Annotated in this window: 16 protein-coding genes; 9 read left to right on the forward strand and 7 right to left on the reverse strand. The window is 71.8% G+C overall.

Features of this window, described 5'->3' with window-relative positions:
• Positions 1-5: 5 nt before the first annotated feature.
• Genes ACFYYF_RS14275 through ACFYYF_RS14285 form a run of 3 tightly spaced genes read right to left on the reverse strand, consistent with a single transcriptional unit; the run spans position 6 to position 6,753 of the window.
• Positions 6-2,174: an SDR family oxidoreductase gene (locus tag ACFYYF_RS14275; protein ID WP_388775192.1), complete on the reverse strand. Its 2,169-nt coding sequence runs from the start codon at positions 2,172-2,174 to the stop codon at positions 6-8.
• Positions 2,175-2,227: 53 nt separating this feature from the next.
• A complete protein-coding gene (locus ACFYYF_RS14280; protein WP_388775194.1) occupies positions 2,228-3,880 on the reverse strand; it encodes a hypothetical protein in 1,653 nt (550 codons plus the stop codon).
• On the reverse strand, positions 3,877-6,753 hold the full coding sequence (locus ACFYYF_RS14285) for a phosphoenolpyruvate synthase (RefSeq protein WP_388775196.1): 2,877 nt from the start codon (positions 6,751-6,753) through the stop codon (positions 3,877-3,879). Before ACFYYF_RS14285 ends, ACFYYF_RS14280 begins: the two co-directional genes overlap by 4 nt.
• Before the next feature lie 496 nt (positions 6,754-7,249).
• Here ACFYYF_RS14285 and ACFYYF_RS14290 point away from each other — a divergent pair, with 496 nt between their 5' ends.
• The 5 genes from ACFYYF_RS14290 (at position 7,250) to ACFYYF_RS14310 (ending at position 12,999) form a co-directional block, all read left to right on the forward strand.
• Positions 7,250-9,160 carry an arabinofuranosidase catalytic domain-containing protein gene (locus tag ACFYYF_RS14290; RefSeq protein WP_388775198.1) on the forward strand — a complete coding sequence of 637 codons (1,911 nt, stop codon included), beginning with the start codon at positions 7,250-7,252 and terminating at the stop codon, positions 9,158-9,160.
• Positions 9,161-9,338: 178 nt separating this feature from the next.
• Entirely contained in the window at positions 9,339-10,196 is an 858-nt protein-coding gene (locus ACFYYF_RS14295) for a YhjD/YihY/BrkB family envelope integrity protein (RefSeq protein ID WP_388775200.1), read from the forward strand.
• 161 nt (positions 10,197-10,357) lie between these two features.
• A complete protein-coding gene (locus ACFYYF_RS14300) occupies positions 10,358-10,888 on the forward strand; it encodes a hypothetical protein (RefSeq protein WP_388775202.1) in 531 nt (176 codons plus the stop codon).
• Between the two features lie 609 nt (positions 10,889-11,497).
• Positions 11,498-12,031, forward strand: coding sequence for a hypothetical protein (locus tag ACFYYF_RS14305; RefSeq protein ID WP_388775204.1), 534 nt, complete (start codon positions 11,498-11,500; stop codon positions 12,029-12,031).
• 134 nt (positions 12,032-12,165) lie between these two features.
• Positions 12,166-12,999 (forward strand): serine hydrolase domain-containing protein, encoded by an 834-nt coding sequence (locus ACFYYF_RS14310; protein WP_388775206.1) that lies wholly within the window; start codon positions 12,166-12,168, stop codon positions 12,997-12,999.
• Positions 13,000-13,042: 43 nt separating this feature from the next.
• Here ACFYYF_RS14310 and ACFYYF_RS14315 read toward each other — a convergent pair whose 3' ends face one another.
• Positions 13,043-13,780, reverse strand: coding sequence for a YoaK family protein (locus ACFYYF_RS14315; RefSeq protein WP_388775209.1), 738 nt, complete (start codon positions 13,778-13,780; stop codon positions 13,043-13,045).
• A gap of 303 nt (positions 13,781-14,083) precedes the next feature.
• Between ACFYYF_RS14315 and ACFYYF_RS14320 the strand changes: the two genes are divergently transcribed.
• Positions 14,084-17,818, forward strand: coding sequence for a S8 family serine peptidase (locus ACFYYF_RS14320; RefSeq protein WP_388775211.1), 3,735 nt, complete (start codon positions 14,084-14,086; stop codon positions 17,816-17,818).
• 137 nt (positions 17,819-17,955) lie between these two features.
• Positions 17,956-18,960, forward strand: a complete 1,005-nt coding sequence (locus tag ACFYYF_RS14325; RefSeq protein WP_388775213.1) for a transcriptional regulator TrmB — start codon at positions 17,956-17,958, stop codon at positions 18,958-18,960.
• Between the two features lie 95 nt (positions 18,961-19,055).
• On the opposite strand, the gene ACFYYF_RS14330 is transcribed toward ACFYYF_RS14325, so the two are convergent.
• Positions 19,056-19,694 carry a hypothetical protein gene (locus tag ACFYYF_RS14330; RefSeq protein WP_388775216.1) on the reverse strand — a complete coding sequence of 213 codons (639 nt, stop codon included), beginning with the start codon at positions 19,692-19,694 and terminating at the stop codon, positions 19,056-19,058.
• On the opposite strand from ACFYYF_RS14330, the gene ACFYYF_RS14335 reads away from it, so the two are divergent.
• Positions 19,666-19,950 carry an SDR family oxidoreductase gene (locus ACFYYF_RS14335; protein ID WP_388775218.1) on the forward strand — a complete coding sequence of 95 codons (285 nt, stop codon included), beginning with the start codon at positions 19,666-19,668 and terminating at the stop codon, positions 19,948-19,950. The two genes, ACFYYF_RS14330 and ACFYYF_RS14335, sit on opposite strands and share 29 nt — an antisense overlap.
• A gap of 115 nt (positions 19,951-20,065) precedes the next feature.
• Complete coding sequence (locus ACFYYF_RS14340) at positions 20,066-20,281, forward strand: nitrilase-related carbon-nitrogen hydrolase (protein WP_388775221.1); 216 nt, start codon at positions 20,066-20,068, stop codon at positions 20,279-20,281.
• A 230-nt stretch (positions 20,282-20,511) separates the two neighbouring features.
• Here the strand turns inward: ACFYYF_RS14340 and ACFYYF_RS14345 are convergent, their stop codons facing one another.
• Positions 20,512-22,110, reverse strand: coding sequence for a glycerol-3-phosphate dehydrogenase/oxidase (locus ACFYYF_RS14345; protein ID WP_361680111.1), 1,599 nt, complete (start codon positions 22,108-22,110; stop codon positions 20,512-20,514).
• A complete protein-coding gene (locus tag ACFYYF_RS14350; protein ID WP_361680114.1) occupies positions 22,107-22,706 on the reverse strand; it encodes a TetR/AcrR family transcriptional regulator in 600 nt (199 codons plus the stop codon). The genes ACFYYF_RS14345 and ACFYYF_RS14350 overlap by 4 nt, the downstream gene beginning before the upstream one ends.
• Between the last annotated feature and the right edge of the window lie 9 nt (positions 22,707-22,715).

Below are 22,715 nucleotides of genomic sequence, written 5' to 3' on the forward strand. Positions count from 1 at the left end.
GCTCCTCACTTGGCGGTGGCGCGGACGGTTTCCAGGTGGCGGCGCCAGGTGTCGGCGTCGGCTCCGTCCAGAACGGGAGCCCGGCCGGGCTCCCGCATGGGAAGCACCTTCGAGCCGACGATGACGGTGTCCCAGCGATCGAGGTCGATGCCCAGGCGCCAGGCGCTCTCCAGCAGCGTGCGCGGGTCGTCCGTGGGATCGGCGCCTCGATCCCGGGCCACTGCCTCGCGCAGCCGGGCGACGGCGGGGCCGAAGTCGAGGTCGCGGGGCTCGGCGGCGGCGTACAGCAGACCGGCCAACTCCCGTGCGTGCGCCGTGCGGTCCTCGTCGGCGAGAGCGGAGCGGAACAGGCGGTCGCGCTCGGACTCGTCGAAGTGGACGGCCAACTCGCGGAGCACGTCGGCGGGTTCGTCGGGGGTGTGCACCAGGTTCAGCAAGTAGCTGTAGCGGCCGAGGAGATGACGGAGCTGGCCGGGCCTGCGGGCGTCCGGGTCCGTGGGGCCCTTGAGCCGGGTGAGTTCGACGGAGGCGGGCACGTCCAGGTCGTGGACGGGGCGGACGAGGAGCACGAGGGCGTCGGCGTCCTCCAGGAAGAGAGCGGCCAGCCTCCTGCGGTAGGGGGTGGCGAGGTTCCACTGGAAGTACCAGAGAGAGCGGATCATGGTGCGGGTCAGCCGGGTCACGGCCGCGCCGACGATCCTGAAGCCCTGTCCGGCCAGCCAGTCCACGGCAGTCTCCAGCCGCCGGGCCACGACGGCGTCGGGCTTGAGGAGCAGCAGCGCGTGCCGGTGCGCGAATCCGGTGATGTCAGCGGTGTGAGCGGCGAGTTGACCGTGGCTCTCCTGGTAGTAGGTGTCGGCGCCGTACAGCCGCTGCTTGTCGGGGTGGCACGTCAGCAGCGGCGGTACGGGTATGCCGTACGAGGTTCGTGTGCGCTGGGCGGTGGTCATCGGTGGGTGCTCCCGTCGGGTCGGGACTGCGGCCGGCTCCCTGGGCGGGGGCGGACCGAGATAGCCGGTCGCGAGGCAGTGGTCGAGGAGGCGGCGCAGGTACGCGTGCGCGCCTGTCGGGGGCGGGCGGTGGCCGAAGGCTTCGGCGTGGGTGGCGTCGAAGCGGACGCGGCGCCGGAAGTAGGGGGCGTACAGGGAGACGACCCGGTCGTAGTAGGGCCGTTCGCGGCCGGGCAGGGCCGTGGCGGAGAACGCGGACGGGGGGACGAAGCGCGGCACGTGGAGGGACGGGTACTCGGCGAGGACGTCGGACATGTCCCGCAGGGTCAGTTCATGGCCGACCGCGTGCAGCGTGCGGCCCTCGGCGTCCTGGAAGCGGGTGGCGGCCTCGGTCACCAGATCGGCGACCCGGTCGACCGGGACCAGGTCGAGGACGGCGTCCAGGTGGCCGGGGACCGTGCGCACCAGGCCCCTGGTCAGCACCCTGAGCACGGGGTAGATGGTCTTGAGGTCGCGGACCCGGCCGGTGCGACTGGCGCCCGTGACGATGCTCGGGCGGACCACGGTGACGGGCAGTCCGTCCGCGGCCGCCTTGCGGACCAGGGTCTCGGCGGCCAGCTTGCTCTTCTCGTAGTCGTTGCCGGGGCGTTGACCGAGGTCGAGTTCGTCCTCGTACGCGATGCCGTCGCGTTCGCCGCACACGTAGGCGGTGCCGACGTGGACCAGCGGGGTGCGGGCCGCCAGAGCGACGCCCAGGACGTGCCGGGTGCCCTCGACGTTGACGCGCTCGTAGCGGCCCGGCGGCAGTCCGAAGTCGGTGACGGCGGCGCAGTGCACGATCCGGTCGGCGGTGGCGGCGAGCCGCCGGTCGGCGCCGCTCAGCCCCAGGCCGGGGCGGGTGATGTCGCCGGTCGTCCGGATGAGCGTGCCCGGGCCCGGGGTGAGCTTTCTGCCGTTGTTGCGGACGAGGTCGGCGTTGCGGTGCAGCACGGCCAGGACGGTGTGGCCCGCGGCGGTGAGCCGGGCGGTCACCTCGGCGCCCACGAAACCGCTGGCGCCGGTCACCAGCACGGTCATCGGAGCGGACACCGGTGTGCCGGACGCCCTCGGGTGCGATGCGGCGAGGCCGGGTGCCGTGAGGTCGGCGGCCTTCGGACGGGAACCCTCGGGCTCGGCGGCCTTCGGGCGGGACGCCTCGGGTTCGGGGTTCATCGGATCGGACATCGGTGGATCCTCCGCACGGAACGTCGGGTGGGATGCTCGGGCGCCCGGCGCCGTCACCGGGCCTGATGGGGCTGGGCCCCGTTGCCGGCCAGCAGGTCGCGGGCCTCCTCGATGGGCAGCTCCGCGCCGAGGTGGGCGCCCATGCGCAGCCAGTCGTGGCCGAGCTGCAGCGTGGCCCGCCAGGTGTACGCGGACTCGAACGAGAGCGGGAAGGAGTCGGCGCCCACGGCACCGCGTACCCGGGCGATGAAGCGGCGCAACTCCGCGCGGAGGGCGTCACCGTCCTCGGCCGACTCCACGTCCCGCCCCAGCAGTTCCGCGGCCTGCGCTCCGATCGGCCCGGTGGCGGCGGGAAGCAGGTCCATACGGCGTACGAGGTCGGCGTCGGCGGGCAGCGGATTGACCCCGTGGGCGCTGAACAGGCCCCGCAGCGCGGCGTGCACGGCGCGGCGCGCGGTGAGTTCGGCCACCCGGCGCTGGCCGCGCTGCAACGCTCCGGTCAGGTCCTCGACGGCGTTCTCGACGACGACGTTGGACCACACCAGGGCCATGGCGGCGGCCGCGAACCGGTCGGCGGGCAGGGGCATCAGGTCGACCGAGCGGGATCCGCCGACGGCCGCGCCGCGCACCGTCAGCAGCGGCTGGACGGTGGAGGGCGGCGGGGTCAGGGGACCGGGCGGGGCGGCGAGTGGGAGCGCGGGGGTGACGGCTCCGCCGCCCTTCCAGGCGAGGCGGACCAGTCCGTACCGCAGGAAAGCGGCGAGCAGCGGGCCGGGGTCGGTGACGCCGGTGGCGGCGCTGTCGCTCAGCACGCGGGGCAGCGGCCTGCCCAGGACGAGGGAGCGCCAGACGGCTCCGGCGTCGGTCCCGAGGGCGAACACGTCGCGGCGGCCCCGCACGACGTGGATCCGTTCGCCGGTCTGCCAGGTGGTCACCTGGGCGACGCGTTCGACGGTGAGCCGCTCGGGCCGCCGGGGGACCATGGTGAGTCCCAGGTCCTCGGCGAAGTCGACGCAGGCGGTCAGATGGGCCCGGGCCGCTTCGGTGTCGCCGGGCGGGACGGCGGCCGATTCCAGCTCCCAGTAGCGGTCGCGCACGTCCGTGCGACCCGCCCGGTCGAGCTGCATGGACAGCCACTTGGGTTCGAGATAGGTCTCGCCCAGAGTGGCCGCCCAGGACTTGACGCTCTGCACGAGCGCGGCACGGGTCCAGTCGACCGCCTCGTCGCTCTCGCCGAGGCACTGGAGGGCCGTCGCGTGCCGCAGGGACTGCCGCGCCCGGTGCGCCCACCAGTCGGCGGTGATCCGGCGGAACCGCTCGACGGGCATCAGCGCCTTCACCTCCTCGATGAGGGCGTGGCCGCGCAAAGGGTGGCTGTGCAGGACCCGCTGGCAGCGGTTGAGGAGGTCCTCGGAGAGCCGGCCGGGCCGTCCGGCTGCTTGCTCCACCGCCGCGAACTGGTCGGCGAGTCGGCGCACCGAGCGGGTGCGGATCTCGACCCGCCTGCCGTCCACGAACAGCAGGGACGGCATGGTCGGCAGCTCGTCGTCGAAGCGGCTCACGAGCAGGAAGTCGATGTCGGAGGAGGGGTTGCCGAACCCCTCGGCTATGGACCCTTCCAGGGTCACGGCCCATTCGGTGTCCGGGGGGAGTTCGGCGAGGGACTTGTCGAGCAGGTCCTGCAGCCGTTCCTCGGTGAGAATCACGGGTGCGTCTCCGTTCGGGGGCTGTCCGGGTCGGTGGCCGGACCGCCGTGCGGCGGGTCCGCGAGTCCGGCGGCGGGGCCGGCGGTGGGCGGGTCGGCAAGTCCGGCGGCGGGATCGGCGGTGGGCAGGTCCGCGGGTCCGGCGGCGGGATCGGCGGTGGGCGGGGCGGCGAGGACGGTGACCGTGCCGGCGGCGCCGTCGACGCGCAGTCGCGTGCCGGTGCGGATCTCGGTGGTGGCCCCCTTGACCTGGACCACGGTCGGAATGCCCAACTCCCTTGCCACGACTGCCACATGGGTCAGCGGACTGCCTCGTTCGATGACGAGGGCAGCGGCCGAGGGCAGCGCGGTCACCCATCCCGGGTCGGTGCGGTAGGTGAGCAGGACGCCACCGGTGAAGTCGCGCGGGGTGTCGGTGACCACGGCGGGCCCTTCGGCGACGCCGGGGCAGCAGGGGACGCCGCTCAGTTCGCGGGCACCGCTGGGGGCGGCCGGGCCGCCGCTCCAGCCTGCCCGTTCGAGGTTGCCCGACCAGTACGGCGCGCCGCGGGTGGTGAAGCGGGACGGGGCGTGCAAGGCGGCGTCGGCCGTCTGCTGCCGGCGGCGCAGCACGACGAGGTCCCGCAGCTCGGTGTGGGAGATCATCCCCTCGTAGGCGCCCTGGATCTCTTCCAGACGCAGGAAGAAGACGTCCTCCCAGTCGTCGATGGCGCCGGCGCGCGCGAGATCGCGGCCGAGGGCGCGCAGCATGCGCTTGGCCGCTCCGAAGGCGCGGGTGCGGCAGAACCTGAGCCGTTCCCGGTCGGCGAGCGCGGTGCGGGCCTTGCCGCGCACCCGTTCGTACACCAGGCGCCGCGGGCGGCTCAGGTGCTGATCGAGGTAGCTGTCGGCCTCGGCGCCACGGTCCGGTGGGCCGCCGCCGTCGCCGGTGTGCGGCAGGAACTCGCGCAGCAGGGTGAAGACGCCCGCCGGGTTCTCCCGCAGGTCGGGGACCTCCAGCTTGAGTTCGTCGGGGCTGCGGTAGCCGTAGTCGGCGATGTACGCGTCGACGGACCGCACGAAGCCCGTGCACCCGGCGTCGAGCAGTGCCTGGCGGGCCTCGGGGTCGGGAGTGCGTTCCAGCAGGGCGAGGATCCCGGCGTCGGCTCGCGCCTCGGCCGCCAGCTCGCGCAGGGCCCAGACCGGTTCGGCGGACTCGACCGCGCCGCCCGGGGCCGCCGCGGCCCAGGTGAACCATTCGGGCGCCTCCGGCAGCCATCGGCGGGTGAGGAGGGCCAGGAGTCCGACGGAGAGCAGGATCGTGGCGTCGAGGGTCTGCATCGGGCCCCATTTCTCGATGAGTTCCCGTTGCAGCCGCCGGAATCGGCGGTAGGTCTCGTCCCCCGGCAGTGCGTCGTAGTCGACGTTGTTGAATACCGTGTACGCGCGATAGAAATCTCGATGAAACGTGTCGACGGATTTTCGGATGGTGAGAAATCTTCCGGCAAAGATGACCGTACGTGTCAGGCGTGCCGCGCGGTCGCGCAGCCCGGGCCGGGGCGTGAACGGGTGAAGCGTGTCGGCGAGTTCGTCGGAAATACTCTCGGCGACACCCAGGGATTTCTCCAGGACGCGCCGGTTGAGCGGGTACAGCGGCGCTAGGCGCACCATCCGGTACCAGTGGAAGAGGTTGTAGTAGACCCGCCCGTGAATATGGCCGAGGAGGTACGGGGTCCACTCCCGCACCTCGCGCAGCCGTTTCCCCCGGACGCCCAGGGCCCGGGCGTAGCTGTCGTATACCTTCGCGTAGGTGTCGGCGGCGAAGCTGAAGGTGAGCGGGGACACGACGCCGCTGAAGCTCTCGATGATGTTGGAGTTGTCCCAGAGCCGCAGGGCCTGTTCGGGCTCCGCCGAGGGGCCGGCCGCCGGGGCGAGGGTCGTGACGGGCCGGCTCTGCAGGATCCACAGGGCGTCGCCGTCGATGGCCCACTCGATGTCCTGGGGGGTGCCGTACCGGGCGGTGACGCGGACCCCGGCGGCGTGCAGCCGGGCCAGGTGGTCGGCCGTCAGCGCCGGTCGGGCACGGTCCTCGTCGGCGACGGGCGACACCTGGCAGCCGGGGCCGGATCCGGCGTCGTAACGCTCCTCCTTGTCGCCGATCACCGTGGTCAGCGGCTTGCCGGTGACCACGTCCAGGACCACGGTGTCGGCGTCGACGGCGCCCGAGACCAGCCCCTCCCCCAGCCCGTGGACGGCGCTGACGACATGCCGGTCGGTGCGTCCGCTCGCCGGGTCGGCGGTGAACAGCACACCGCTGAGCTCGGCGGCCACCATGCGCTGCACGACGACGGCGACGCCGCCGGTGTCGATCGCCAGCCCGTGCCGCGCGCGGTAGCGCAGGGAGCGTTCACAGAAGGCGGAGGCCCAGCAGCGGCGGACGTGGGCGACGACCTCGTCGAGACCGCGGACGTTGAGGAAACTGTCGAACTGACCGGCGAACGAGTGGCGCTCTCCGTCCTCCTGCGCGCCGGACGACCGCACGGCGACCGCGCCGCCGCCGGCCAGCCCGTAGGCCAGTCCGATGGCGTCGGTGAGGCGGTCGTCGAGGGGCGCCGCCTCGATCAGGCCGGCGATCTCGGCGGCGATCCGGCCCGCCTTCGGCTCCCAGCCGTCGGCGAGCAGCCGTTTCAGGTGCCCGTCAAGACCGCTGTCGCGGCTGAATTCCGCGAATACGTCCAGGCCGATGACCGACCAGCGCGGTACTTGAAATCCGGACGCGGTCAGGGTGTGCAGGTTCTTCCCTTTTCCGCCGGCCCATTCGGTGACAAGGGATTCGTCGCTGGACGCTGTGAGGACGTGCGGGGACCGGTGTTCGGGTCCCGTGGTGGGCGACAATGCGTTTCCCCTCCGAGGCTGTTGCTCGACCTCGCTCGAATGTTGCACAGCAGGGCCGGTCGAAAAAACTCCGGCGGTCCACGACAGGCGCTTTTCGGTCGTCGTATCGCTTTCATCTTCCGATCACGCACCGCCGTCCAGGAACGAACACCTGAGACGGGCCGGGAAACGGGATGATCCAGCCGAAGCGCGTCAAGAACGCCTCCGACGGCGAGCCGGCGCGCGACGGCGGCGGGCGTCCGTACCACCGCGTACGCGCCCGCCACCCCCGTCCCGGCCACCCTGGAAAACCGCGTCCGGAGCAGACCACCCCAGGAAGCGGCGGGTACCACAAAGCCACACGTTCGGACACTGATCCAGGGTCAAGCAGAAAGGAAAGCAACAAATATTGACGCAATCGACCAGCGCTTGTAGCTTCCGTCCCAGTCGCCAGGCAGCCTGAACTCGGCTGTTCCGAGGGCGAGTTGTAGCTCCACCCTCCACTCCGGGAGCACACATGCGCAGAAGAAGATCTGCCTCCTCGCGTCTCTTCCCCTCCCCCACGGCCGGGCTCTCCCCCACCGCAGGACCCCTGCCCCGGCTGCGCCGCGTCCTGCTGTCCGTCGCCGCCGTCCTCGGCCTCCTGGTGACCGTCCTCGTCGGCATGCCCGGCATCGCCCGGGCCGCGGGCTCCCAGCCCTGCGACATCTACGCCGCCGCGGGAACGCCCTGCGTCGCCGCCCACAGCTCGACGCGCGCGCTGTTCTCGGCGTACAACGGCCCGCTGTATCAGGTCACCCGCGTCTCCGACGGCGCGACCGCCGACATCGGGCTGCTGACGGCCGGCGGCTACGCGAACGCCGCCCAGCAGGACGGCTTCTGCGCGAACACCACGTGCAGCATCTCGAAGGTGTACGACCAGACGTCCCGCCACAACGACCTGTTCCCCGGCCCCGCGGGCACGGCCGGCATGGGAGCCGACCGGGGCGCGGACGCCGGTGAGCTGTCCGTCACGGCGGGCGGCCACAAGGTGTACGGCATCTGGATCTCGCCGGGGGTCGGCTACCGCTCGCACGGCGCCGCGTCCGGCACCGCGGTCAACGGCCAGGCGGAAGGCGCCTACATGGTCGCGAGCGGCACCCACGTCGGCTCCGCCTGCTGCTTCGACTACGGCAACGCCGAGGCCACGCCGGCCGACACCGGCAACGGCCACATGGACGCCGTGTCCATCGCCACCACCTGCTACTTCGCCCCCTGCAGCGGATCCGGACCCTGGGTCGAGGCCGACCTGGAGAACGGCATGTTCCAGGGCGACAACGGCTCCAACACCGCCAACAAGGGCAACAACAGCACGTACGTGACGGCCGTCCTCAAGAACAACGGCCAGACCACCTACGCGCTCAAGGGGGGCAACTCGCAGTCGGGGGGCCTGACCACCTGGTGGGACGGGGCCCTGCCCTCGCGGGGCGGCTACCGGCCCATGCAGCAGGAGGGCGGCATCATCCTCGGCACGGGCGGCGACAACAGCAACTGGAACATGGGCACGTTCTTCGAGGGTGTCATGGTGTCCGGCTATCCGACCGACGCGGCCGAGAACGCCGTCCAGGCGAACATCGTCTCCGTGGGCTACTCGGGCCAGACCAACGTCCCGAACGGTCCCCAGGGCACCGTCGGCGGCCCCGGCGGCCAGTGCGTCGACGTGGCGGCGGACGACACCGGCGTGAACGGTGCCGCCGTACAGCTCTGGAACTGCCAGTCGTACGCCGAGGACCAGTTCTGGACGCACAACGCGGGCGGCTCGCTCGGCACCATCGGCCGCTGCCTGGACATCATCGGCAACGGCACCGCGAACGGCACCCAGGTCGAACTGTGGGACTGCAACGGGGTCGGGGGCCAGAAGTGGGTGCAGCGCGCCGACGGTTCGCTGTTCAACCCCCAGTCGGGCCGCTGCCTCGACTCCCCCAACGGCGCCACGGCCAACGGCACCCGCCTGCGGATCTGGGACTGCAACGGCTCCGCCGCCCAGAGGTTCGCGGTCAACGCGGGCGCGCCCGTCATCGGACCCGCCGGTACGTGTGCCGACGTGGCCGGTGACGACAACGGCTCCAACGCGACCGCCGTACAGCTCTGGAGCTGCCAGTCGTACGCGGTCGACCAGCACTGGTTCCACAGCTCGGACGGCCGGCTGCACACGCTGGGCCGCTGCCTCGACATCATCGGCAACGGCACCGCGAACGGCACCCAGGTCGAACTGTGGGACTGCAACGGGGCCGGGGGCCAGGTCTGGCAGCAGCAGGCCGACGGCTCGCTGCTCAACCCGCAGTCCGGCCGCTGCCTCGACTCCCCCGACGGCGCCACCGCGAACGGCACCCGCCTGCGGATCTGGGACTGCAACGGCTCGGCCGCCCAGAAGTACGCACTGGGCTGACCCCGCGTCACCACCCGTCGGCCCGGCCGGACTCGCCGTCCGGCCGGGCCCTCCCGTTCCGGGTCACCGGAGACCGGGGGTCCCGCGGCCGTGGCCCCTGGCATCCGGCCGCGACCGACCGTGTGTCGCCCGACCTCGACGCTGTCGACGCCGCCGCCGTATGTGGTAATCGATCTGCATGCCGAAAAAGGCTCCACCGGACGCCGACGACCAGGACCGGCCCACCGCGCGGTCACGGCTGCGCGCGGCCCTGCACGACTCCCCGGCGGGCCGGGGATGGCGGCACAGCAAGGCCATCGAACTGGGGCAGAGGTCGCTGGGCTTCGCGGCCCTCGGCTTCCTCACGCTGGTGCCGCTCCTGATCGTCGTCTCCGCCGCCGATCCCGCGCACGGGCGGGGCTTCGCGGAGTGGCTGGGGGACGGTCTCGGCGTCTCCAGTGCCGCCCGGGACGAGGTCGCGCGCCTGTTCGCCGGGCCCGCCCAGGTGCGGCAGACCACGACGGCCTTCGGCCTCGCCGCACTCGCCGTCTTCGGCCTGAGCTTCGGCGCGGCGGTGCAGACCGGCTACGAGAAGGTCTGGGACCTCCCCGCGGCCCGCTGGTACGCGCGCTGGCGCCAGGTCCTCTGGCTGGCCGTGCTCATCGGATCCATCTACGTGACCGCCACGACCACGCTGTGGCGGCACTCGGCCGCCGGAACGGTGGCCGCGGCGCTGAGCGCCGTCCTGTTCTTCTGGTGGTCGCAATGGGTGCTGCTCGGCGGCAGGGTCCCGGGGAAGGCACTCCTGCCCGGCGCCGCGCTGACGGCTCTCGGCCTGCTCGGTCTACGGGTCTTCTCCCGTCTGGTCTTCTCGCCCCTGATCGCCTCCAGCACCGTCAACTACGGCCCATTCGGCACCGTCCTCGTCGTCCAGTCCTGGCTGGTCGGTGTCGGAGTCGTCGTCTTCGGCGGCGCGCTGCTCGGCCGGCTGGCGCACGAGGAGATCACCACCGCGACGGAGACCCTCCTGCGACGGGCCCGGCAGCGCAGGCGGTGAGTCCGCCGGTGTGGACGGTGAACACCGCCTTGACCGAGTGCGGGGCGGGAAGGCCCTGTGGCCAGGCCGTCGGCGTGGGCGTGTAATGGAGGGTGGGGGATGGGGGCCGAGGCACGACGGCCGCACCACACTCCGAGGCGATCGCAGCCGGAGGACTTCTCATGAAGTACCGCACCCGAGCATTCATCGCAGCCACCGGAACAGCACTCTTCCTGTCCTCGGCCACCGTGGCGTACGCCGGTGGCACCGGGCACGACGGGGCAGGCAGCGCGCAGACGGCGCGATCGGCGGTGAGCACCTCGTCCTCGCCGACGGTGTCCACCAAGTCCGGTCCGCTCGGCAAGATCCTCGTCAACAGCAAGGGGCACACCCTCTACCTCTTCCAGGCCGACAAGACCGACAAGTCCACGTGTGACGGAGACTGCGCCAAGGCCTGGCCACCGCTGAAGGCGCACGGGAAGCCGACCGCCGGGGGCGGCGTCAACAGCAAGCTGCTCTCGACCATCACGCGCAGCGACGGCTCGAAGCAGGTCACGTACAAGGGACACCCCCTCTACACGTTCATCGACGACACCAAGGCCGGGCAGACCAACGGGCAGGGAAGCGACGCCTTCGGCGCCAAGTGGTACGTGCTGGGCACCGACGGCAAGGCCATCACCAAGACCTCGTCGTCGTCACCGGGCGGCTACTGACCGGCCCGCACGGCACCGTCCGAACCCGGCCGCAGTCCCGGCGTGAACCCGCACAAGGGTGCACTTTCAGCCAAGCCGTTCCGGGCGGGGGTCGAAGGGGTGCCGGTCCATGATCAACAAGCACTCTCCGGTATGCCGTCGGTGCCGGATATCCGGTACCGACAGCGCGGCATGATGACCACATGTCGCGGTGCCCCCGTGCCAGTAGGGGGAGTCGGGAGCTTCTGATGTGCACGAAGCACCGGCATCGACGGCGCTTTTCCGTGCCGTCAATGTTCCTACCGTCATGTTCCTCGTCCACTTCCCTCTCGGAGTGCTGGTGCCCGCACTCCGGCCCTGGGCCGCCGCCATGTCGATCAGCTTCCACGTCGCCATCGGGCTGTGCATGGGCCTGACCGACTTCGCTTTGACGATGATCGTCTGCGACCTCGTCTTTCTCGACAAGGAACTGGCCAAATCCGTTTCCACCGTGGCGAATCTGGCGGACCGGCTGAGGCGGAGGGGCCGGTGCAGCCTTCCGGGCGCATTCTGCCGGAAGGCATATGTTCGATACCGGACGGCGTGCGAGCTCGCGGATGCGGCGTTTCACCAAGGAGAGAAAGACAGGCTATGGAAGCAAACCCGCCCCTCCGGTCCGACGACGGCATCACGGTGGGACTGTTCTGGGTCTCGGCGGACGGCGTGTACGTGGGTGCCCCGGCGACGGAACCGGCTCCTCGCGTGGTGCTGGAGGCCTCAGGTCCCCGCGTCACCGGTCCGCACGGACGTGAGTGGGCGTGGTCCGACCTGGCGGGCCTGGAGGTCACCGAAGTCCCGGTCCGCTCCACCGTGCAGCGCTGGACGACCCACGCCGTGACCTTCGTCGCCGCGGCCCTGGACGCATGGGTGCCGAGCAGTCCCACCGAGATGACCGTGTCCATCACCGCGCCCGACGGCACGGTCCTGACGCCCGCCTACTCCAGCGCCGCCGTCGCCTACTCCGGGCGCGAGGTCGATCTCTCCCGTCGGCTGATCGGCCGCTTCGTACAGGGCACCGCCACTCCCGCCGTCATGACCGAATGGTGGGTACGGACCCGGCCGACCGGAATTCTCCGGTCGCGCGAACGGGAGGCTCTCCTCGAACTCTGGCTCGCGTCGGCCTGAATCGACCTGTCCAGGAAAGGCGATCACCAGGAGACCGCTCGCCACGGCCATCGCCGGACAGCCACCCACCCGCATCGCAGACCCGTCGGCACGGCGGCACGCGCGCTGCCCCGGACACACGACGGAAGATCATCATGCTCCGCGTTCCCACCTGCATACTCAGCAGCTTTCAGGCACCCCAGGTCTCTCACGGCCACAACCCCGACCTGTTCGTGCAGATCGGCTCGTTGACCAAGCCGCTCACCGCCACCGTCCTGACCGCCTTGGCCGACGACGGAGTCCTCAGCCTCGACGACCCGCTGGAGCGGTTCCTGCCGGCGCCCAGGGGCACGGAAATCACCCTGCGCCACCTCACCGAGCACACCTCGGGCCTTCCCCGGCTGCCTCCCGGCATCGGCGGGCGCGATCCCTACGTGACGTTCGACGCCGGCACACTGGACTCGTGCGTACGGGGCCTCGACACCCTCGTCACGGCTCCCCCGGGGACCACCGAGGAGTATTCCAACCTCGGATACGCGCTCCTGGGTGCCGCCCTGGTCGCGGCGACCGGCACCCCGTACGAGGAACTGCTGCACCGTCACGTTCTCGGCCCGCTCGGAATCGTCGACGTCGCGGTCGATCCGCCGGCAGGCAGACGACTGTGCCGCCCAGGGCTGTTCGGCCGCCCTCGCCGGCCCTGGAGCATGGACGGCGCGGTTCTTCCCGCCGGCGGGCTGTGGGCCACTCCCCGGGCCGCCGGCGACCTCGTCACCGGTCTGCTCGTCGACCGCAGGCTGGGTGAACCGGCACCGGCCTGGCAGAAGGCGGGAGGCCTTCTGTGGCACAACGGCGCGACGGGCGACGCGTCCGTTTTCGCGGGAGCCGCACCGCAGGGCTGGATTCTCGTCCACCGTCTGTCCGGTCGAGGTACCGCGACGGACAGGATGGCCCTGGACACGCTCAGACGCTTCGTCAAGTCCGGAGCCTGACGCCGGGACGGGCGACAAGGAGCACTCCTGGACGGCGTCGCGGTCAGCCGATCAGTTCCGGCTCGAGCCGGTGATTGTGCGCGAGGAGCACGTTGAGCGCCGCGATGATCAGGACCGCGGCGGCGATGGCGAGCAGCGCGCGGCCCGTTCCCCAGGGCGTGATGAGGGTGCCGAGGGCGCCGCCCGCGAAGATGCCGACGACGGTGGCGACGAGCCGGGGACGGATCGTGTGCCGTTCCGGGGTCGCGGGGACGGCTCCGGTGAGACCGTGGATGAGGCGGACCAGCGACACCTGGACGAGCAGGGTGGGCATGCCGGGAACAGCCGCGCGCAGGGCGGTGTCCGCGCGCAGGCCCATGGCGAAGCCGACGATGGCGATGACGAGGTTGTCCGGGTGATCGGTGAGCGAACCGGAACCGTGCCGCCACAAGGCCGTCGCGCCCGCGAGCGCCAGCAGTACCCCCTCAACGGCCAACGCGGCCGCGAACCAGTGCCGGTGGCGTGCGACGAGGCCCTTGGTCGTCAGGGCACCGGCCAGGGCGCCGAGGACGAAAGCGGCCAGGGCGATCGCGGGGCGGGCCACCGGCACCTGTCCCTCACCGGCGACGGCGAAGGACAGGAAGAGGACGTTGCCCGTCGCCAGGGCGGTGAAGACGTGACCCATGGTCAGGAAGCTGACCGCGTCGGCCGCGCCCGCCAGGACGGTGAGGGTCGCCATGACGACGGTCCGTTGGCGTTCGCGGCGATCGGCGGACGACGGCGGTACGGATTCTTCACGCATACGGACAGTCTCGGCAAACGCGCCCGCGCAGCCGCGGTGTCCGGGCCGACACGCGCCGGCCGTGCCGCCAATGGACGGCGCGCCGAAGCCCGCGGTCGGCGTGCGCGCACCTGCGACGGCCCGGCTGTCCATACCCGCTCCCACGCTGCCCGGCTGTTGGGGAGTCACCTCGGACCAGGCTCGGTCCGGGGGACCCCTTCGTACACGTACCAGCGGTTTGTCACTGGCAAGTCCTTGCCATGGCGAGGACTTGCCGTCGTTTCGTCTTCTCGTCGGCGGGAGGCGGCCGATAGACCCAGGGGCATGGTCTCTTCCTCCCAGTCCTCCGCCTCCCGGCGCGGGCGGCGGCATCTGATATCGGCCGCCGCCGTGGCGTCGTTGCTGGCGTCGGGGCTCGCGGTTCTGCACGAGCCCGCGCAAGCCGCCCCCCGCAAGCCCGCCGGTCCCGCCAGGTCCACGGCGACCCACCAGGTCACCCTCGTCACCGGCGACGTCGTCACGGTCACCACGACGGCCGACGGCAGGCAGACCGCCGATGTCGACCGGCCGGACGGCGCCGTCGGCGGCGTGAAGATGCAGACGGTCCACGGTGATCTGTTCGTCGTCCCGGACGAGGCGGTGACCCTGCTGGGCACCGGCAAGCTCGACCGACGGCTGTTCAACGTCACCGACCTGATCGAGATGGGGTACGACGACGCGAAGACGTCCGCGGTGCCACTGATCGCTGCCTACGCCAAGCTGAAGTCCCGCTCGGCCGTTGAGCCGACGGTACCCCGGGGCAGCAAGCTGACCCGCACGCTCAAGGGCATTCGCGGTGCCGTGCTCAGCACCCAGAAGAGGCAGGTCCGCACCTTCTGGAACGCCCTCGCGCCGAAGGACGGCAAGGTGCTGGGTGCGGGGGTGACGAAGCTGTGGCTCGACGGGCGGGTGAAGGTCGACCTGAAGGAGAGCGTGCCGCTGATCGGGGCGCCCGAGGCCTGGGCGGCCGGCTACACAGGAAAGGGCGTCAAGGTCGCGGTGCTCGACACCGGCATCGACGTCAACCATCCCGACTTCGCCGGCCTGATCGACGGCACGGCCAGCTTCGTACCGGGGGAGGCCGTCACCGACCTCAACGGGCACGGCACGCACGTGGCCTCCACCATCGTCGGTTCCGGCGCCGCCTCCGACGGTGACTACAAGGGCGTCGCTCCCGGCGCCGACCTGTACGTCGGCAAGGTGCTCGGCGGCTCGGACGGCCATGGCCAGGACTCCTGGGTCATGGCCGGCATGCAGTGGGCAGCCGAGTCCGGTGCGGACGTCGTCAACATGAGCCTCGGCGATTCCTACCCGACCGACGGCAGCGACCCGATGTCACAGACGGTCGACGCGCTGACGGCGAAGTACGGCACGTTGTTCGTCATCGCGGCCGGCAACGCGGGCCCGGAAAGCATTTCCGCCCCGGGCGCCGCCGCGTCGGCACTGACCGTGGCCGCCACGGACAAGCAGGATCGGCTCGCGTCCTTCTCCAGCACCGGTCCGCTGGTCTCCTCCGGCGCGATGAAGCCGGACATCGCGGCGCCCGGCGTGGACATCACCGCGGCCCGATCGCAGGAGATGACCGACGGCGGGACGGGCCTGTACCGCACGCTCAGCGGTACCTCCATGGCCACTCCGCACGTGGTCGGTGCGGCGGCGATCCTCGCCCAGCGGCACCCGGACTGGACCGGCGCGCAGCTCAAGGAGCAGCTGATGAGTACGGCGAAGGGCCTGGACCCTGGGTACTCGCCGTACGAGGTCGGCACCGGCCGCATCGACGTGGCCGCCGCGGTGCGCACCACGGTCCGCGGTACCGGATCGCTGTTCTTCGGAAACCACACGTGGCCGCACGAGCCGAGCGACGTCGCCGTCACGAAAGACCTGACCTTCACCAACACCGGGCCCGCCGATGTCGCCCTGAAGCTGGCGCTGACCGACGACGGCGGACCGTTCACGCTCGGAGCCGCCGAGGTGACCGTCCCGGCGGGCGGCACCGCCTCCGTCCCGGTGACCGGTGACCCGCAAGCCGCCCCGGCAGGCCGGCATGTCGGCTACGTGACGGCCACCGACGCGGCCACCGGGAAGCCGGTGACCCGCACCTCCGTGGCACTGCTCAAGGAGGAGGAGCGCTACGACCTGAACATCAAGCTGGTCGGCCGGGACGGTGAACCCGCCTCCGGCTGGGTCGGGATCAATCAGGCCGGCGACGTCTGGCCGTGGAACGTCTACGTCGACGGCTCGACGACCCTGCGCACGGCACCCGGCACGTACACCGTCGCGGGGTACGTCGACGTGGCCGGCGAGAAGACGGACCGCTCGGGTCTGGCGGTGCTGGTCGCCCCGGAGACCGTGCTGAAGGACGGCCCCATGGATGTGGTGCTGGACGCGAGCAAGGCCCGCTTGCTGCGGACCCGGGCGCCGCAGCGTAGCGAGGACCGCCAGCGCAAGGTCGACTTCAACGTCCACTACAAGGGCTTCGACCCGTACACGGACTACCGCAGCGCGTATGTGCTGCCGCCGACGTACGACGACGTCTACGTCTCGCCGACGGAGCCGATGAAGCACGGTGAGTTCGTCCTGACCACCCGCTGGCGCATGGGTGAGCCGCGACTCGCCCTGAGCACGTCCGGCGGCCGCCTTCGCTTCGACGCACTGGTGCAGGCGGGCAGCGCCCTGGGCACCGTCACGCAGACGCTGGGCGCGGTCTACGCGGGCAACGGCTCGGCGGCCGAGTACGCGAAGGTCAGGGCCAAGGGCAAGGTCGTCGTCGTCGAACGCGGTGACGGGGTCTCGCCGCAGGAGCGCGCCGAAGCCGCGGCGGCGGCCGGCGCGAAGGCGCTGATCGTGGTCAACGACGGCGTCGGTCCCCTGATGGAATACGTCGGCGAGTCGGCCGTCCCGGTCGCCACCGTTCACCGCGACGCGGGCAGGGCCCTCGTCTCGATGGCCAAGGCCGGGCTCTTCAAGCTGACCGTGAAACAGACCGAGTACACGCCGTTCGTCTACGACCTGACCCGGAACTACCCCGGCCGCGTGCCGGACCGCGCCCTGGTCTACGAGCCGACCAAGCGGGACCTGGCCCGGATCGACGCCCGCTACTACTCGGCCACGGACAGCACGGCGGCGGAAGGGTACCGGTCCGACTTCACCCTCAGCCCGTCGTTCAACCTCCCCGAGAGCGAGTGGCACCCGGGCACCCGCACCGAGTGGGTGACCCCTGGCCAGGTCTGGAGGGAGTTCCACGCGCAGGGCGTCGACGGACCCCTGCCGTGGGTGATGGTGTCGGGCGACAACAGGTATGCCAAGGGCAGCGCCACCCGTCTGGACTGGTTCGCTCCGGCGACCCGCCCCGGCCAGAGCGAGTCCTTCGGCGTGTACAACTCCCGCTGGCAGAACTACATGACCTGGAACGTGCAGGCGTGGGCCTCCGCCAGCGAGAACATGCGGCTGGGCGGCTTCCTGCCGTGGGGTGAGACGCCATCCCATCTGCAGGTCTTCCAAGGCGGCACGCGGATCTACGACAACCCCGTCAGCGGGGACATGCAGTGGCAGGAGGTACCGGCGGGCGACCTGCCCTACCGCGCCGTCCTCGACGCGGAGCGGCCCGGCGACGTCTTCCGGCTGTCGACACGCACCCACACGGAGTGGACGTTCATGTCCGACACCGTCGACTCGGACTCCTTCGAGCCGTTCTCGGTGCTGAACCTGGACTACAGGCTGGAGTCGGACCTGCACGGTGACGTGAAGGCCGACGCGACCCAGCGAATCGCTCTCAGGCCGGTGTCGATGGACCTCGGCACCGTACCGGGCAAGGTCACCACGGTGAAGCTGGACGTCTCCTACGACGACGGTGCCACCTGGCGGAAGGTGACGCTGGCGAAGGGCGCCGACGGCTACTGGAAGGGCTCGTTCAAGACGGCCAGGAAGCCCGGCGGCTTCCTCTCGGTCCGCGCGAGCGCCCGGACGAGCGGCGGCTTCGGTGTCGAGAACGACATCATCCGGGCGTACGGCCTGCGATGAACCGCGCTGTTGGGCCCCGGGGAGGCGACTCTCCGGGGCCTCGCGTGCCACACGCACTTCCACCAGGGACTATTCGGAGTCTGCCGCCATGGCGCATACTCTCCCCGCTGCGACAAGCGGAAGAGAGTCGGTCGCCGATGCTGGACGTTCTGGGCCTCGAACCGGATGACGAGCGCGTCTACCGGGCACTCCTCGGACGACCGAGCTCGACCTCCGGGACACTGTCCGACCTGCTCTCCCTGACACGGGCTCAGGCTGACAACGCCCTGTCCCGCCTGGTCACATGGGGACTGGTGACCGGATCGGCGGACGATCGCTTCACCGCCGCACCGCCCGCCATGGCGCTCGGCGCCCTCATCAGCCAACGCCGGGACGGGCTGCGCGCCGCCGAGCACGCGCTGGTCACCCTGGCCGAGGAACACCGGGCGGCCACGACCGCGAGCGGCATCGGCGATCTGATCGAGGTCGTCACGGGCGTCGACGCCATCCGTCATCGCTATCTCCAGGTGCAACAGGCGGCCCGCACGCAGATCCGTACCTTCATCACCGCGCCCTTCGTCGCCCTGCCTCCCGACGAGAACACGGCCGAACCCGTGGCTCTCGGGCGTGGGGTGAGCTTCCGGGCGGTACTGGACCGGTCCGTCCTGGAGGAGCCGGGCATCATCCACGACGCGATCGATTCCCTGCGCAACGGTGTGCAGTTGCGTGTCGCCGACCAACTGCCCATGAAGCTCATGCTGGCCGACACCGAACTCGGCCTCGTCCCGCTCGCGACCACGCCGGACGGAGAACCCGGAGCAGTGCTGCTGCACCGTAGCGGCCTGCTCGACGCCATGGACACACTGTTCGAGACGGTGTGGCGCACCTCCCACCCGCTGGCGCTGACCGCCGACGAGGAAGCCGAACCCACCGTCGAGCAGGAGGCGGAGGGCCCGACGGCCCTCGATCGAAGGATCCTCGCGCTCCTGCTGGCCGGCGCCACCGACTTGACCGCGGCGACACAGCTCGGCCTCTCACCGCGCACGATGCACCGGCGATTGCGCCGCCTCATGGACATGGCCGGAGTACGGACCCGGATGCAGCTCGGCGGCCACGCCGTCCGACACGGCTGGGTCGAGACGCCGCCGACGAGGCGGACCTGAGGACGCCGGCCGCAACGCCGGCAGCGGCCGGCCGCACACGCCACGGCCACGTCGGCCGTCCGCCGTACCGGCCGGCGCTCCGCGCGGAGCGCCGGTCACCCGTCGCCGAGGGCAGCTTCGGCTGCCCGGACGTGGTGCTCGACCGGCCCGAACGAGACCAGACCGCTCCCGGCACCGGCCCGCTCTCCTACGGCTGCGGAGAGTTCGTCGCGGGCCCGGCGCAGGACCGGCCGGTGCCCGACGACCGCCGCCGCGCGGGCCAGTACGCACCACAGCGCTTCCTGCAGGAGGTCGTGCGGAGGCCGGGGTACGGCCGTGAGTGCCTGCCGCGCCCGTTCCGCGGCACCGGACTCCGCCAGCAGCAGCGGGTCGAGCCACGGCCGGTAGGGACCGGCGTCGAGGCGGGCGAAGTCCTCGGGGTCGAGCGGGGCTTCACCTCGCATGACCGGGACCAGCGCCACGAGGACGGCCGCGCCCTGGACGAGGCCGGGCATACCGCAGTCGGCGGTCTCCGTCAGGACATGTGCGTACAGGGGGTGGGCGGCAGGCCGGCCGTCGGTCTCGCAGGTCCGCAGGGCCCGGTACCAGGCGGTGAACACCGTCGCGAGCGGCCGTTCGTGGCGGTGCGCGAGCCGGTCGATCTCCTCGGCCTCGGTGTCCGCCGCCGCGAACTCACCGAGGCCGGCGAGGGCCTGGAGGCGGACGATGCGGCCGAGGACCTCGTGGCCGGGCATCTGGTGCTCGACGGCCATCCATCCCGGCGTCATCGCCACCCCGTTCATCACCGAGCCCGCCGTCGGGAGCGATGCCCCGATCTCCGACTTCTACTCGGCCGAGCCGTTCGCGATCCCCCGCCTGGGCGAGCCCGCCGACATCACCCGGGCCCTGCTGTACCTCACCTCGGACGACGCCTCCTTCGCCACCGGCTCGGAGTTCGTCATCGACGACGGCCTCCTGCTCGGACCCGCCCTCAAGCACGAAGCCGCCTGACCGCGGCCGTCATCCGACAACCGGAACGAAGAGCCAAGCTGCTGTGTCGCCCGGTTCGCGGGTGAGCAGACGTCCCCTGAGCAGATCGCCGCGTCGGTGCGGACGGTCTCGATCCGTGACCGCCGAACACCCGCCTCTCCGCTCCCAGTCCCTTCGTGCAGCCGCATCTCAGGCATGTCCTGAGCCCGGCGATGTCACTGCCAATGCCGCCACCGCCGCCGCGATGGTGCGCGAGGCCGGCGACGCGGGCGCTCGCGTGGTCGTCTTTCCGGAGAAGTTCCTCACCGGCTACGCACCGGACCTGATCCGTGCCGATCCGTCCGCAACGTGACCGCCCGGCCCCGGCAGCCACTCACCTTGAACGGACGGCCCGCGTAGCCGATTCGGGGGCCGTCCGCTCACCATAGGCGGCTGCACGGGCGTGATCGGCGACGCCGCAAGACCGCTGCCCGATGCGCTGCCGCTGACGCGGGGCGCGGCGTCGCCGGTCGCGCGAAGTCCGTCGGTCCTCAGATCGCCGTGCCGGACCCTGTTGGGCGCGAGGCCTTCCTCCGCCGTACGTCAGGCCGAGCGGACGGCGCTCTCCTCGATGGCTTCTCGGGCGGCGGCCTCGGCGGCCGAGCGGTCCTGCGGGATCAGGCCGATGCGGGTGCGGCGGTCGAGGAGGTCCGCCTCGTCCAGGGCGCCCTCGTGCAGCACGGCCCATCGCAGCGCGGCCCGGGTGACGGGGTGTCCGGGCAGCACGGGCTCGCCGAGCCGGGGGTCCCGGGCGGCGAGGGCGTGGACGGCCGGGGCTTCCGTGCCGTAGCGGCGGATCAGGTGGGCGGGGGCGGCCAGGGCCCCGAGCCGGTGCGGGGCCGCCGCGCCGACCAGCGGCAGGGAGGCCGTCGTGGAGGGACCCGTGCGCAGCCCCCGGGCCACGACCGCCGCGTCGACGGCGTCCTGAGCCATGCGCCGGTACGTGGTGAGCTTGCCGCCGACCACGGTGATCACCCCGTCGTCGGAGGTGAGGACGGCGTGCCGGCGCGAGATGTCGGAGGTCCGCGCGGCCTCTCCCGAGCGTCCCGGCGCGGTGTCGAGCAGGGGGCGGAGCCCCGCGAAGGCGCCGACGACGTCGTCGCGCCGCACGGGGGTGTCCATGGCGGAGCCGACGACGTCGAGCAGGAAGCCGATGTCCGACTCCGGTGCCTCGGGCACGTCCGGGAGGTCCCCGTCGACGGGTTCGTCGGTCAGGCCGACGTACACACGGCCGTCGTCCTGCGGCAGGACGAGGACGAACCGGTTGCTCTCACCGGGGATCGGGATGTGCAGCCCGGCGGGCAGCGGTCCGAACAGGTCGGCGCGCAGCACCAGATGGGTTCCGCGCGAGGGGCGGATACGGATGCCGTCGACGAGGTCGCCCGCCCAGACGCCGGACGCGTTGACGACCGCCCGGGCCCTGATCTCGCCCTCCTCCCCCGTCAGTTCGTCGCGGACGCGGGCGACGGTCCCGCCGGTGCCGAGGACCCTGACCCGGGTGAGGATCTTCGCTCCGTGGGCGGCGGCGGTGCGGGCGAGCGCCGTGACGAGCCGCGCGTCGTCGGTCACCTTGCCGTCCCAGGACAGCAGGCCTCCGCGCAGGCCCGCGGGGCGCACCGACGGGGCGAGGTGACGGGCCTCCACGGCGGAGAGCCGACGCGGCGCGGGCAGGGTGGCGCGGGAGGTGCGGGCCGCCAGGCGCAGGGTGTCCCCGGCCCGGAATCCGGCCCAGGCGAGGGAGGCCTGACCGCGTGACACGAGCGGCGTCAGCGGCAGGACGAAGGGCTGGGCGCGTACGAGGTGGGGGGCGGTGCGCTCCATGAGGACACCGCGTTCGACCGCGCTCTCGTGGGCGACGTCGAGCTGGCCCGAGGCCAGGTAGCGCAGTCCGCCGTGGATGAGCTTGGAGCTCCAGCGCGAGGTGCCGAAGGCGAGGTCGTGGGCGTCGACGGCGACGACGCTCAGACCGCGCGCGGCGGCGTCCAGGGCGACTCCGGCGCCGGTGGCGCCGAGTCCGACCACCAGGACGTCCACGACGCCGCCGCCCACGGCCTCGGCCAGTTCACGGCGGCGGCGGGCGGCGGAGAGCGACGATCCGGGCACCGGGGCGGCCGGGCCGGACGGACTGCTTGCGGGACTCATGGCGTGAGGGTCCTCTCCAGAAGGGTGCGCAGTTCGTCGAGAAAGGCCGTGCTGGTCAGTTCGGGGTCGTCCTCGTCGGTCATGGTCCGCAGCGACAGGGTGAAGGACTGGACGACGAGCAGCACGGAACGGGCCTGTCTTCTCGTGGGGGCGAGCCGCACCGAGCCGTCGGCGTGCCCCTCCGCCAGGGCGTCGGCGAGGAGTTCCAGGAGGGCTTCCTGGCTGGCTCCGCGGCGGTCCAGCACATAGGGGAGCAGGAGTTCGGGGTCGACGTCGACGATCTTGCGGAAGAGCGGGTGGGCCCGGAATCCCTCCACACCGGCGACCAGACCGTCCACGATCTGGGTCCGCGTCGGCTTGTCGGGGTGGGGCTCGGGCATGGCGCGGGTCGCCACGTCGATCCACTCACGGGTCATCAGGTCGCCGACCAGCGAGCGCACGTCGGGCCAGCGCCGGTAGAGCGTCATGCGGGAGACACCGGCGCGGCGGGCCACGTCGGTGAGGGTCGTACGCCGGACTCCGACCGCCAGGACGCAGTCGCGTACGGCGTCGAGGACGGGGTCGCCGTCCGAGTGCTTGTGACGAATAGGCGCCATGTGTAACAG

This window comes from Streptomyces sp. NPDC001914 (assembly GCF_042891215.1).
Taxonomy (GTDB): domain Bacteria; phylum Actinomycetota; class Actinomycetes; order Streptomycetales; family Streptomycetaceae; genus Streptomyces.

Coding starts and splice junctions, on each gene's coding strand:
- ACFYYF_RS14345 (WP_361680111.1), bottom strand. CDS start 22,110: ATGAGTCCCGCAAGCAGTCCGTCCGGCCCGGCCGCCCCGGTGCCCGGA.
- ACFYYF_RS14315 (WP_388775209.1), bottom strand. CDS start 13,780: ATGCGTGAAGAATCCGTACCGCCGTCGTCCGCCGATCGCCGCGAACGC.
- ACFYYF_RS14310 (WP_388775206.1), top strand. CDS start 12,166: ATGCTCCGCGTTCCCACCTGCATACTCAGCAGCTTTCAGGCACCCCAG.
- ACFYYF_RS14335 (WP_388775218.1), top strand. CDS start 19,666: ATGCGGCCGAGGACCTCGTGGCCGGGCATCTGGTGCTCGACGGCCATC.
- ACFYYF_RS14295 (WP_388775200.1), top strand. CDS start 9,339: ATGCCGAAAAAGGCTCCACCGGACGCCGACGACCAGGACCGGCCCACC.
- ACFYYF_RS14300 (WP_388775202.1), top strand. CDS start 10,358: ATGAAGTACCGCACCCGAGCATTCATCGCAGCCACCGGAACAGCACTC.
- ACFYYF_RS14290 (WP_388775198.1), top strand. CDS start 7,250: ATGCGCAGAAGAAGATCTGCCTCCTCGCGTCTCTTCCCCTCCCCCACG.
- ACFYYF_RS14350 (WP_361680114.1), bottom strand. CDS start 22,706: ATGGCGCCTATTCGTCACAAGCACTCGGACGGCGACCCCGTCCTCGAC.
- ACFYYF_RS14320 (WP_388775211.1), top strand. CDS start 14,084: ATGGTCTCTTCCTCCCAGTCCTCCGCCTCCCGGCGCGGGCGGCGGCAT.
- ACFYYF_RS14325 (WP_388775213.1), top strand. CDS start 17,956: ATGCTGGACGTTCTGGGCCTCGAACCGGATGACGAGCGCGTCTACCGG.
- ACFYYF_RS14275 (WP_388775192.1), bottom strand. CDS start 2,174: ATGTCCGATCCGATGAACCCCGAACCCGAGGCGTCCCGCCCGAAGGCC.
- ACFYYF_RS14305 (WP_388775204.1), top strand. CDS start 11,498: ATGGAAGCAAACCCGCCCCTCCGGTCCGACGACGGCATCACGGTGGGA.
- ACFYYF_RS14330 (WP_388775216.1), bottom strand. CDS start 19,694: ATGCCCGGCCACGAGGTCCTCGGCCGCATCGTCCGCCTCCAGGCCCTC.